Origin of the sequence: Psychrobacter sp. SHUES1, assembly GCF_001652315.1 — a bacterium.
Lineage (GTDB): Bacteria > Pseudomonadota > Gammaproteobacteria > Pseudomonadales > Moraxellaceae > Psychrobacter > Psychrobacter faecalis.
The window spans coordinates 42,487-55,326 of the sequence record NZ_LXWA01000027.1; the positions used below are offsets into that span (position 1 = coordinate 42,487).

Genomic DNA, 12,840 nt, shown 5'->3' on the forward strand with positions numbered 1-12,840 from the left:
CGAACTCATAGCCCGTGCTGCTGTATGTAGTCAGTGGTTCGCTGATAGCCATACTGCCATTGCGCCTGCATTTGCTGCACAAAGCCATCATAGTCACTGTGAATGAGCTCAACGGTCATTTGTCTGATGTTAAAACGCTTTTGTACATGCTGCCTTGCCAACTGCTGAGCATTATCTGCAAAAGGTAACCAATGGAGTTGATTCACTCGAGGACTGGTTTCAACAGAATCAGCGCGGGTTAACGTTTCTGTTGAATCCAAACCCTGCACCTGTGCCAAACGCTCGTTGGGGTCAAAACCAAAAACACGTTGAATGGCTGGTGCGGCAAGCCATGAATCATAACCTGCCTTGGTTTCTGCAAATACGCTATGACCCAATTGACACGCCAGCTCAATGGGCGTGAGATTAATCACCCCACCTAAACACCAACCAAGCGCTGCAATATGCGTCGGTGGTAGGTAATACATATCTGCCATAGAAGCACGAATCGCAGGGGCAAAATCCCATTTGGTCAGCGTTTTGACAGACTGAGTTATACGTCCAGTAGCAAATGTATGAGCCGGTGAATTCAGTTTTTCTGCAATGAGATCTAATGCTGCCAATCGCGGCGGAGCAAATAATAATTCTTGTAGCCTAAAATCATTGTGAAAAGCATTATCAACAGTAGTCCCTTGGCTAGCTGTTGGATGCAGGCGACTGGCGATAATGGCTATCTCTGGCGCGGTAGGATTACACAAATTATTATTTTGCTTGAGAGAAAAACCAGACAACTCGTCAAGCCATTGTTCCTCATTATCGACTCGAAATATCGCTAGCTGCTGTAATTCATCTAAAATCCGCTCATAGTTATCTGCTTGCTGCTGTCTTTGTCCGTTAGCTTTTTGTTTTGTGAGTCGCCAGCGCTTGAAAGCCTGAGTCATGCAACGTATTTTTAATCGCTTACTTGCTTCGGCTGGCGCGACATGTCTGATGGCAGTAATGACACGATACAACTCACGGCTGCACATGAGCTCCTGCAAATCCTTGGGATCGGGCGCTAAATTAACCAAATAAGCCGATAGACTACCACCGCAGGTGCCAACAATCATATCCGGCGTCAAATCATGAGCCACCAATGCTGCATAGCTACCTAAATAATAGCCAAAACGTGAACCGCCCCCTGAAAAAAGCTGTACACGCTCATAGGGTTTGGCATGCGTATTATTCATGATTGGTTGAGGCGACTTTAATTGCCAATGACACGGTAAAAATACCAAAGCGATCAATACGCATCGCTATTTTTTGAAAGCCAGCATTCTCAGCCAACTGATCCATCTCTGCTTGTGAACGACAACGCATCACCCAACTGCTGCCACGATGATTGTTTAAGGTTTTACTGATAAATTCTTGTTCAGGATGCCAAGGCTGATTGGTATAAAGCAAATAACCACCAGATTTTAAACTATCGTAAATGCCTGCCAAAGCCGTCGTTGGTAGCATATTGTCAGAAAACAATTCAAAAACACCAGAGGCAATGGCGATATCGAACTTTGTTTCATCGGCACTGCCAGTCTCTTTCTGCTCATTAACATAACTGGCAGGGTCAAAGGCATCTTTTTGACAGGCAATCACGCGATCAGTAATTTCTAGCTGCTGCGCTTTCGACTGTAACGCTTGAATATTATGCTGCTCATAATCACGTAGCTCAGCATGCAAGTCTGCAAATTCTGTCAACAAATCAAACGCATAAAAGCCATACCCACTAGCAATATCTAGCAATCTTGGTTGGTATGACTTAGCACTATTTTGGTTCTTATTTTCAATATCTGCTAAAGCTTGACGTGTTAGCTCTAATATATGCTCACGGCGGATACGAATCCCTTGCCAACCGATATTATTGAGATAAAATTTATCGACTGCCTGTCCAAATTTATTCTGACCACTCGGCTGATTGTAATAGACATGATCGAGCGAATGACCCGAATCAAAGCCATGCGCAAGCCCTGTGGCAATGGCATCGCTGACATGACCAAATTTTTGCATGGCAAATCGGGTAATGGCAAAGCTTGGGTTAAAAGGTTTAATCGCTAAGCGATCAACCTTATCCTTACTGGCACTGTTTAGATGAGCGGCGCTCAAATCCGATGCTTTAACGTCCGTACTGAATACCTGCTCAGCGAACTCGATACAATCAGCGAAGACGTCTGCTTTATTGGTTTCATGAAAGATCGCATGATAGCTGTCTGGATATAATTGCCAACGCTTAGTAGTCGTATTAATCGCGTCATAAAAATCGCGTTCAGCCTGCTTATCGACCACATAATCCTTGCCTGCGCACAATACAAACGTCGGTACGGTAATGGCACCAGCATCATCGAGCAAGCGTTGACCCGTCGCATGAGTATCAATGAGCAAGTCAGTCGAGATGCTATTGGAGATAAGCGGGTCGGCATTGTAGGCGTGCTGTGCGTCTTTATCATGGGTCAGCACTTGCGCTTTGACGTAGCTACTCACGCGTGACATCAGTCCAAGCGCGCGAGCCACCTTTAACGACGGTATGGCAAAGGGTAGATACAAACGAATCTTCAATGCAGGTGTACCCAAAATCATCCCGCGGATATTGGGCGCGTAATCATGTACCCATGCTGCCGCGAGTACCGCACCGATACTACTGGCGATGAGTAAAGTATCGTCAATGGCAATGCCAGTTTGAGCAACGACCAATTGCACAAAGTCGTTTAAATCGCGCTCTAGCTCGGTGACGCTCTCGGCATGGTCTTTGATACCGCCTGAGCGCCCATTACCGCGTGCATCCCAAGCAAATACCTGATAGCCAGCCGCAGCAAACTGCTGTCCTAACTCTTCCAATCGTCCTGAATGCTCATGACCACGATGTAACAGAATGACTTGGCGCTGTTGTGTGTGTTGCTGACTGATTTGTTTTATAGCCTCTAGAGGCATCGTCAGCCAGTAACGATAATATATTGCCGTGCCATCATAAGCGTTATAACTACTTTCACCATGAATAGTTTTGGGTGAGAACTGCTTTGATGAAGGTTGCTTTGATGAGAGTTTCTTTGATGACGTCTTTTGGGATGGGTCTTTATGATTACTATCGTTAAGCAGATTTATTTTATTTTCTGCACTATTAGAGGTCGCTGACATAATATTGGATTCCAAAAGAAAAGCATTAGTAGAAGAATGAGGTAAAGCGTTATGAGCGATGAAACCATCAATGACGCTAGGAGAAAATTCAGCATGGTTGGAAATGTTTGAATGATGACAAGTATTTAAGGCACTCAGTGTTGATTTAGGCACTGGCGGTTTACGCATTACGTATAAATTCACCATATAACGCAAGCGATTGAGGCAAGTTTTTAAGAGCATTGCTTCTGTCAGTAGGCACAGCTGCCCTATTCTTATAGGTGATAGCGATAACGGTACTTTGACACCAACCAAGATGCCAAGCACACCCAGCAAAAAAGCACGGTCACTTTTGCCTAATGGCCCATGGTTGGCTCGAGTACCTAGCGCTGTATTACTGGCTATGCCCAGTAGCTCGGTACCAATACTAAAACCAATCAAACCGACAATATGGCGCTGACTGTGAGATAGGTTTTCTGCGATATTTATCAGCCCAACGGGCGTTTCTTGATTATCAATATGCGGCAACAGACTGGCCAATAATGCTGTATCGGCAACAATATCGCCCAATTCATTAAGCACTGCACCAAGTTTGGATGCCTGCCCGTGCTCACGCGCCATCATACCATCAATAGCATTGAGCGCCATACGCACAAACAATGATGACGGCATTAACAGCCATAGCGCTTGATTTCTGGCTGCGGGCTTAGCTATCACATAGGCCGTTCCCACACTCAACAATACTGCTGAAACCGTCACTTGGTTGGCGGTAACGCCTTGCCCAGCTAGAGTATCGCTTATAGGACGCAATTGATCTTGGAATTGAGACTTGAGTTGATATAGCGACATAATACGTGCCAAAACGTTTGATGCCTTCAATGTAGCAACAAAAGTTTGTCAGGTAAAGAATAACCAGCCACTTAGAGGTCATTTACTACTCAAACAACCGTCATATTTTGCGATGAATATGATGTGCTGATAGCCGTATTTACGAGCTAATATGATACAATCCCCAGCTTCTGAGAAATGCCCTCCCAAAAACGCCTTGTTTAAAAATGACGAGTCTGCCGACATGCAAAGCCTGATTACCCTTGTTTTGGTATTAATGCCTATGTTTATTGGCTTTGCCATTCCCTCAAATCCAACCATGACTATGCTTGCCGATAAAGGCTTGTCTTATTTGGTCTTTATCATCTTAGGTTTGATTGGTATTGAGCTGGCACAAGTCGAAGGGCTTGGTAGCCAAGTAGGCGAAATTGCGCTTTATGTCACTATCTTGTCGATACTGACGATTGGCACGGGCTTATTTGCTCTGATGCTGTTTGACCGTCTGCGTCCATGGCATGCCAAAAAACCCAGCGTCAAATCTAAAGAGCACCGTGTCAGTATTCGCGGCAGTCTAGCACAAGTATTTTGCGTGGCGATCGGTTTTGTGATTGGCTATTTCTTGCCAGCCGATTATATGCCACCCGAAAACACTATGACCGCCATGTTGATGATATTAATCTTGCTTGTTGGTATTGGCCTCAAAGGCTCGGGTATTACCTTAAAAGAAGTATTACTCAATAAACGCGGTGTTGAGATGAGCGTGATCTTTACGCTCTCGGTATTGGTCGGCGGGCTTATCTTTGCGCTAATGTTTAGCGATGTGTCATGGACGAAAGGCTTGGCACTAGCATCAGGGTTTGGGTGGTATTCGCTATCAGCAATTATCATGACCGATGCTTATGGCGCGGTTTGGGGCAGTGTGGCGCTATTTAATGACTTGGTACGTGAGTTCTTTGCGCTATTATTTATCCCCGTCTTTATGCGCAAATATCCATCAGCAGCGGTTGGTCTTGGCGGTGCGACCAGCTTGGATTTTACCTTACCAATTATTCAACAATCAGGCGGGCTAAAAGTTGTGCCACTGGCGATTAGTTTTGGCTTTATTATTAATATTGTCTCGCCAGTGTTGATGGTGCTGTTTTCGGCTTTTTAAAAATCAACCGTTTTTTTTGACGTTATTATTCAGATTTAAATATCTCGCAGCGCTTTAGATATGGTTCATAGTTTTTCCAATCACTTGGGTTTTCTATATTGGCTAGGTCGTTGACTTGCGTACTTGCTTTGACAGTTACCCTTCTATCTTTCGACTCTATACCTGCAAGATCACTTTCGCTAAAGTCTGTAGCTATAAACGGATATCTATCTGAGCAATCATAAGTGGAGATACGATCAGAGGTAATGTGATGCTTTTCTACTAACCTATTCCTGATATTAATGGCACGGTTACGCGATAAATTATTTTTATTAGGCGTTATCGCAAGCTCGTTTGATGCTACATGACCAAAAATAAAAACCTTGGCATCTGGTTGCTCATGAAGGTTTTCTTCAATTATTGCAAATGCTTGATCATATTCGTCAGATAATTGACTGCTCATCGGTTCAAAAAATCCTTGCAACTGCATTTCTAGCGAACCTGTATAAACCTCTACTGGACAGCCTTTCGCATCGACCACTACGTTAGGTGGCGTGTCAGGGCACTCGTCTATATCATCAAGCACTCCATCGCCATCTGGATCAATCGCTGCTTGCATCGTCCTGATGTTTTCATGTTGAGGTAACTCTTTAGACGGCGCAGTTGAAGTGGTTTGGCAGCCAGCTAACGCTATAGATGTTGCTAGCAGCAATAAAGTGCTACAGTTATTCATTCGCATGGTTACCCTCTCTGAATACCTTCAAAAACAATTCTTTGTTTATGTTGAGATGACAGCTATTTATCATTAAAATTCAACGCAGATTCCGTCTTTTAAATTGATAGGATAGTCACTGTCAGGCTCAGTTAATAAACCATAAACCCGACGATTAAAAGCTCTGCCCTCCTCAGTCTCATTAGGTGCAATGGGCGCTCTAGCGTCACAATTTAAAGTCATCAATCGACTAGATTCTATACTATGCTTTAATAAAAGGTAGTTTTTGATTATCAGTGCTCTGTTTTTAGGTAATGAGCTTAACTCTTTATTAATTTCATCCTCTGAAATGTGCGCTTCAATTTTAAAAATAGCGGTATCATACTCTTTCATTCTTGCGGCTACTTTATCCAGTTCAGCCTGATATTTAGAGGTTAGTTCACTGCTACCTTTAGCAAAAAAGGCACGATACTCCATTTGTAAGCCAGTTCCAATAGTGGTAAGAGGACAACCATACGGATCAACCTTGACCCCTTCAGGAGTGTTCGGACAATTATCTATGATGTCAGGGACACCATCATTGTCTGTATCTGCATGTGGCTCTATCATGACTTTAGGGATGTTATATGATTCTTTGTGGATTAAACCTTTTGTTGGTACGGATTGGCAAGAAGTTAACATAAAACTAGCTATTACCACTCTTATCGTCATCCATAACTTAGTTTTCATACGCCATCCTTAGTTCAATTATTAGCTTCAATTAAAACGCTAAACCCCACTCGCTTGCTTAGCAAACAGACGCATCAATGGTTTGATTTTGCTGACGCGATACATACCTTCATTACGAATTTGTTGAATCGGACGCATCTGCGCAAGCGAGCCGGCAAACAGCCAATTAAGCGCCGAAAAACTGTGCATCATCAGACTATTATGCGGACGACGCAGACGCTCATAGCTACGCAAGGTTTGGTTCGTACCCCACAGCTTATTGCCACTGCGCGCATAGTCATGGGTGAGTTGCTCACTTAATGCCTTTACATCAAGCATGCCCAAATTTAGCCCCTGACCTGCCAGCGGATGCACACCATGGGCGGCGTCCCCAATTAAGACTAAATTATCGGCGACGTAGCTTTTTGCTTGCTGCGCAGCTAATGGAAAGCTGGCGATGGATTCAATCTCGCGGATAGCGCCCAGCTCATAATTGCTAGCAGCAGCCAGTTTATCAGCGATATAGCGCGGCGTTTCTTCCAACAATGCCAATGCTTGATTGCGCGGCAGTGTCCATACAATCGACTGCCAGTGCTCTGGATTGGCGTTATCTTCATCCGTGATATCGGCTAACGGCAACAATGCCAATGTACCGGTCGGTAGCATCGCTTGGCGAGCAGTAGCCAGATGCGGCTTGTCGGTTTGAATGGCACAGCAAATCGCGGTTTGGTTATAATCAAGCACATCGAGCTCAATACCTGCTTGCTTACGCACAAACGAGCCGCGACCGTCAGCACCAACCAATAGACGCGCGTCAATCACCCTGCCATTGTCTAGCGTCACACGGTAACCTTGTGCGCTGCCAAGCCAGTCCATGTCGACAACCTTGTGCCCATCGATAACGGTTAAATATTGACTGACATCAGATGCAGATAAACGCTGCCATAATGCGTGCTCAATGACTGCTGGCTCAACCATACTACCGAGCATTTTTGGCTCAGAGTTTTGATTGCTGTTATTGCCGTCATTACTATTATTAGCATCATCACTATCACCAAACAGTAACTCGCCGCGACCGTTTAACTGCCAAACCTGCATTTGGGTATAATCGGCTTTACGCTCTGATGCCGCTATCTTTTGCCAAGCGCCCACGTCTTTCAGCAAACCAATACTGGCAAGGCTTAAAGCATAAACGCGCGCATCCCGCTTGCCAAGCACTTGTTGCCAATTTGCCTCGCTACGTTTAGGGCGCGCATCAATAAGCGTCACTGGCATCTCAGCTTGTGCCAGTTTTAGCGCCAGGGTTGCACCGACGATACCGCCGCCGATAATGAGCGTATGGTTATTTTTCATAAAACATCCTTTGTCGCGTTATTCATGCTATCTGCCATATTGATAGGATTTAGCAGCAGCTGAAATGTTGGATTTTATTTTTAAAGGCTGATAAATACTAAGATTTCAAGCCCATCGCATAGCTGGCAATCAATGGCTTAATATTTGGCAGTTTATCAAAGGCTACCAAAGCCACGTTACGTGCCAGCTTCACCGCTGGATTTGGATGGGTAAAGCCATGAACAACGGCATCACAAAAGCGAATCACGCGTTTTTGATCGGTTTGACGGGCTTTTTCATAGCGCTTTAGCAAAGTAGGATTACCGATATCTTCACCTTTTAGCACCTGCCGACTCATCATTTGTGCCAGTACATGGGCATCACGCATACATAGATTAAAACCTTGTCCAGCGACTGGATGCAAGGTATGAGCCGCGTTACCCATGATGACGCAGCGACCATCGACTTGTTTATCTGCTAGTACCCGTGTCAGTGGATAAGCGCCGCGGCGACCGGCTTTTTTAAACGTGCCAGCGCGCGCGCCAAAGGCTTGCTGCAAGGTTGCCAAGAAATGCACATCATCTTCTAGATATTGTGTCTCTTCACCCGTTGGACAAACCCAAACCACTGAGCGTCTATAGCCTTTTTGATACTCATCATTGCCGTCGCCTTCTGGATCGGTCAATGGCAACACTGCAAGCGGCCCTGCCGGACTAAATCGCTCAATGGCGATATGCTCGTGTGGCTGATCGGTTTCTACCACGCCAACGATAGCGGTTTGTTTATAATCATAAGTCGTAGTGCTGATACCTAATAGCTGACGCACGGTAGAATCACGACCATCACAAGCGACTAATACGCTGGCTTGCAATTGCTGCTCATGCTCTTCTTCACCGTAATAGCTAAAGCTTAGCGTCACGCCGTCGTTTTGTTGGCTAACGGCTATTACATTGGCATTATCAATTAGGGTAATCAGCGGTTCTTGCTGGGCAGCCAATAACAACTTGCGTCCAAGCCACGCGTTTTCCATCACTTGCCCAAATGACTCGACTTGCTCCTCAGCTTTATTTAATTGCGCGCGCCCAAAGCTACCTTGCTCACTGATCTTTACCGCATCAATTCGGCAAGCATGGCTTTGCAGCTCAGACCATAGCCCAATCTCTTGATAAATCTGTACCGTACGCCGTGACAGGGCAGTATTGCGACTGTCTAAATAGTGCGTGCGTTTAGCGTCGTCATTGGGGCTGATGGTTGGATAGCTGTTCTTTTCTAGCAAGGTACTGGCGATACCATGATGAGCAAGTAACAGCGCAAATGACAAACCGACATGGCCGCCGCCGGCGATAAGGACTTGCTGCTCAGTCATAGCCGCTTTATTAGCAAGACTAGATTTAACATGACTGGTTGTTGATAAAGTTGCTTCAGTATGTTGCATGGTTATTATTCCTATTATGACCCATTTAGCATGTATTTAGACGCGATGACTTTACATTCAAAAAATATTATTTTTCTAAAAAATATCTTGTTCTTCTACCTTTACAAACTTAGCTTTTACAGCGCCATTATCTAAGCTCTAGATTACCACAAATTATCCCTTGTTCTGTGCCCCCGACCATAACCATAGTGGCTAAACAGTTTTGTTGCCGTTTCCGGTGTAAGGTGTATCATCTACAGTTGCAATCACCATACAAAAACAAAGCCCTGCCCGCCTGTAAATGGCTTGAATTTTAAATTCTATCTACCATAATGAAGACAGGGCATTTACTTATTACTGTCATCTTATCAACAACTATTTTTAGCAAAATTTTACCGTCATATTTATTAGTACGACTTTTAGTATTTACATAACCGTTATAAACGCCATTAAAAAGTATTGAAACACGACTCACAATTTTATCTCTAAAGCCCGCTCGACTATCATGCATAAAAGTAATGATGTACAGAAGCAGCCATAGCAGCGGGCAACCAAATACAAGGATAATCGCTTGACTGATTCCATAAGCCGCCGTATACATTTTGAATCGTTGACCCCAGCACAGCTGAAAACCGTGCTCGGCGAATATAATAACCACATGAAATACATCCAAGAACGCCTCGATATTAAAATCAGCCAACGCCAAGGCGACTTCTGTTTAAGTGGCGATATTTTGGGCGTTGAGCGCGGCGAACGCATCATTTATAAAATGGTCGATGAAGCGCAAAACACCAAAGATATCAGCGCCGAAGAGCTGCACTTAATCATTCAATCGAGCATCGCCCGTGATGAAGACTTAGAGGCTGATAAGCAATCGGCTGCCGAGGAAGATGCTGATAATTTGGAAGCCGCTACTGACTTTACCCCAATTAGTCTGCGTACCCGTAAAGGTAAAATCATTCCGCGCGGTGGTAATCAGCAGCGTTATGTCAGAGATATTTTAGCCTCTGATGTGTCGTTTGGTATTGGGCCTGCTGGTACGGGTAAGACCTACCTTGCTGTTGCTTGTGCGGTCGATATGCTTGAGCGCAACGAGATTGAGCGTATTTTATTGGTGCGTCCAGCGGTAGAAGCTGGCGAAAAACTGGGTTTTTTACCTGGGGATTTGACTCAAAAAATTGACCCTTATTTGCGCCCTTTATATGATGCCCTGTATGAGATGCTTGGCTTTGATAAAGTCGGTAAAATGCTCGAAAAGCAAATCATTGAGGTCGCCCCCCTTGCTTATATGCGCGGTCGTACGCTAAACAATTCGTTTGTTATCTTAGATGAAGCGCAAAATACCACGCCTGAGCAAATGAAAATGTTTTTGACGCGCTTAGGTTTCGGCTCGCGGGCAGTTATTACTGGTGATATTACTCAGGTCGATTTGCCGCGTGGGCACAAATCAGGTCTGGCGCAAGCGATGGATATCTTAAGCGGTATTGAAGAGATTCATATCACTAAGTTTGACTCAAAAGACGTCGTGCGCCATCAGTTGGTGCAAAAAATCGTTGAAGCTTATGATGTCTTTGATGAAGAGCAACTTGCCTTACAAGAAAAGCGTAAGTTTGAGCGCATGAAAGAACAAGAGCGTAAACAAGCCATTTCTGATGCCGCCGCAAAGTTATAATCTATTTTAAAAATACATATTTATATACGAAAAGACCGGATTTGATATCCGGTTTTTTAGTGTTAATCATTTATTGCTAGTTAATCAATCTCAGATATTTTCACATTGACATAAAAAGGAGGGTGGCATGAGCCCAGCCGAACATAATGATACTGACAATCACTTAGACGAGAACATCAATAGCCGTTTTAATAATAATGAGAACGATGAAAAATTAGCCGCATTTAATAATGATGAGAACTTAGCCGTGCTTGATATTAGCGCCGCCGATAGCATCGATGACGAGATACTTGAGAGCTTTTATAATCGCGAAAAACTGTTAAAAGTCATGATGGCGACATTGGATTATATCGATGAGCGTATTAACCATGGTCTGACGCTACCTTACTTTGCTGATATCGATAGTGAGATATGGCAGGAAAAAACCAAAGCGCTCGATATTTATATTACCGATGCCCTCGAAGGTCAAGAGCTAAATTTAGAGGCGCGCGGCAAAGATTATGCCACCAATATTTTATCCTACCCAAGCGACTTGCCAGCGGCAATCATTGGGCTGATGCCAACGTTGCCGCTAGGCGAGCTGGTGATTTGTCATGCTGTGGTGGTACGTGAAGCGGCTGAGCAAAAAAAGACCGTGGCACAGCATATCAGCCATTTATTGATACACGGTATACTGCACCTACTGGGCTTTGACCATGAGCTCGGACAAGCTGAGCAAGATGAGATGGAAAGCTTTGAGATTGCTATTTTGGCAGGGCTAGGCCTACCAAACCCTTATCTCTAAGATTTTTAGCCTTGTTTAACCTTTCTTTAACATGGTTTTTTGCGCTTGATCCATCTGATTAATCATCTGATCTAAGCCTTTGACATGCACACTGCGCTGCGGGAATGGGATGTCAATCTTGTTATCATCAAGCGCGTTTTTGAATTGTTCTAATAAATCACACTGCATCGCCCACCAATCATCATTGGTGGTCCAGACATTCAAGGTTAAATCGACTGAATTATCGCCCAAATTGGTCACGCGTATCACAGGCGCTGGATCCGTAAAGGCCATTGGATTGTTTTTTGCCAAATTTAGCATAATATCTTTGGCAGTTTTGATATCGGCGTCATAACCAATACCAACAGTGATATCGACGCGGCGGTTGGGTAACGCCGTATAGTTAATCACCGCCGAGGTAGTGATATCACCATTTGGAATGATAATGTCGTGATTATTGATGGTCGTCAAGTGGGTATTGACCAAGGTAATCTCGGTGACCGTACCAGTATAGCTGCTAATTTGTACATAATCGCCGCGCACAAACGGACGAAAGGTCACAATCATGATACCAGCGGCAAAATTCGATAGCTGGTCTTTCAGTGACAAACCAATCGCCACCGCCGCGCCGCCCAAGATAGCAACGACCGAAGTAGTCTGCACGCCGACTTTGCTAAGCGCAGCCAAAATCACGATGACCAATAACATGCCATATAATACGCGGCTTAAAAAATTGGCCGCTGTCGCCTCTAAATGGCTGCGTAGCATAATGCGATTACTAATGGCGACGATTTTCTTTGCTAACCAGCGCCCTATCATAAATATTAATAAGGCAAATGCGATTTTAAGCGCAATGCTAATCGCATTTTCTGTTAAGGTAGCAAGATCGACGGTAAAACCTAAAAATTCCATACTGGCTCTTTATTCCCAAACTGTTTTATCATTAATTTTTGTCTTTTTAATGTTTATTATCATTTAACCTTTTTTAAAAAATGCATAATAACTATATAAGACCGGCACTAAATTTAAACAAAGTTATTGACATACTCCCACCACTTTCGCCAAGCTCAAGTGGGGAATTCTAAAAGCAAACGCTCTTAGGCGACTTTCTCACGAATGTCACAAGTTTTCTGTTTCAACGGGCGACCTTTACCGC

The 12,840-nt window shown here is 44.2% G+C and carries 10 protein-coding genes; 3 read left to right on the plus strand and 7 right to left on the minus strand.

All coding sequences use genetic code 11. The features are described 5' to 3' along the window. Positions 1 to 5: 5 nt before the first annotated feature. Both A7325_RS01975 and A7325_RS13355 read right to left on the minus strand, forming a co-directional pair. Positions 6 to 1,208: a patatin-like phospholipase family protein gene (locus tag A7325_RS01975; protein ID WP_068404152.1), complete on the minus strand. Its 1,203-nt coding sequence runs from the start codon at positions 1,206 to 1,208 to the stop codon at positions 6 to 8. Continuing rightward, on the minus strand, positions 1,201 to 3,972 hold the full coding sequence (locus A7325_RS13355) for an alpha/beta fold hydrolase (RefSeq protein ID WP_082894252.1): 2,772 nt from the start codon (positions 3,970 to 3,972) through the stop codon (positions 1,201 to 1,203). The genes A7325_RS01975 and A7325_RS13355 overlap by 8 nt, the downstream gene beginning before the upstream one ends. Before the next feature lie 223 nt (positions 3,973 to 4,195). Here A7325_RS13355 and A7325_RS01985 point away from each other — a divergent pair, with 223 nt between their 5' ends. Then, on the plus strand, positions 4,196 to 5,104 hold the full coding sequence (locus A7325_RS01985) for a lysine exporter LysO family protein (RefSeq protein WP_068404168.1): 909 nt from the start codon (positions 4,196 to 4,198) through the stop codon (positions 5,102 to 5,104). Positions 5,105 to 5,129: 25 nt separating this feature from the next. Here the strand turns inward: A7325_RS01985 and A7325_RS01990 are convergent, their stop codons facing one another. The 4 genes from A7325_RS01990 to A7325_RS02005 all read right to left on the minus strand — a co-directional run bounded on the left by A7325_RS01990 (position 5,130) and on the right by A7325_RS02005 (position 9,201). Continuing rightward, positions 5,130 to 5,822 (minus strand): OmpA family protein, encoded by a 693-nt coding sequence (locus A7325_RS01990; RefSeq protein ID WP_082894253.1) that lies wholly within the window; start codon positions 5,820 to 5,822, stop codon positions 5,130 to 5,132. Positions 5,823 to 5,888: 66 nt separating this feature from the next. Then, entirely contained in the window at positions 5,889 to 6,524 is a 636-nt protein-coding gene (locus A7325_RS01995) for an OmpA family protein (protein ID WP_068404156.1), read from the minus strand. A 39-nt stretch (positions 6,525 to 6,563) separates the two neighbouring features. Further along, complete coding sequence (locus tag A7325_RS02000; protein ID WP_068404158.1) at positions 6,564 to 7,856, minus strand: FAD-dependent oxidoreductase; 1,293 nt, start codon at positions 7,854 to 7,856, stop codon at positions 6,564 to 6,566. A 97-nt stretch (positions 7,857 to 7,953) separates the two neighbouring features. Beyond that, a complete protein-coding gene (locus tag A7325_RS02005; RefSeq protein ID WP_197488857.1) occupies positions 7,954 to 9,201 on the minus strand; it encodes an FAD-dependent monooxygenase in 1,248 nt (415 codons plus the stop codon). Positions 9,202 to 9,820: 619 nt separating this feature from the next. Between A7325_RS02005 and A7325_RS02010 the strand changes: the two genes are divergently transcribed. Together A7325_RS02010 and ybeY are read left to right on the plus strand one after the other, a co-directional pair. After that, the gene (locus A7325_RS02010; protein ID WP_180952488.1) at positions 9,821 to 10,921 is read left to right on the plus strand and encodes a PhoH family protein; all 1,101 of its coding nucleotides are present in this window, start codon (positions 9,821 to 9,823) and stop codon (positions 10,919 to 10,921) included. 127 nt (positions 10,922 to 11,048) lie between these two features. Beyond that, positions 11,049 to 11,705, plus strand: coding sequence for an rRNA maturation RNase YbeY (ybeY, locus tag A7325_RS02015; protein WP_068404160.1), 657 nt, complete (start codon positions 11,049 to 11,051; stop codon positions 11,703 to 11,705). A 15-nt stretch (positions 11,706 to 11,720) separates the two neighbouring features. Here the strand turns inward: ybeY and A7325_RS02020 are convergent, their stop codons facing one another. Then, positions 11,721 to 12,596 (minus strand): mechanosensitive ion channel family protein, encoded by an 876-nt coding sequence (locus A7325_RS02020; protein WP_068404162.1) that lies wholly within the window; start codon positions 12,594 to 12,596, stop codon positions 11,721 to 11,723. Positions 12,597 to 12,840 lie beyond the last annotated feature (244 nt).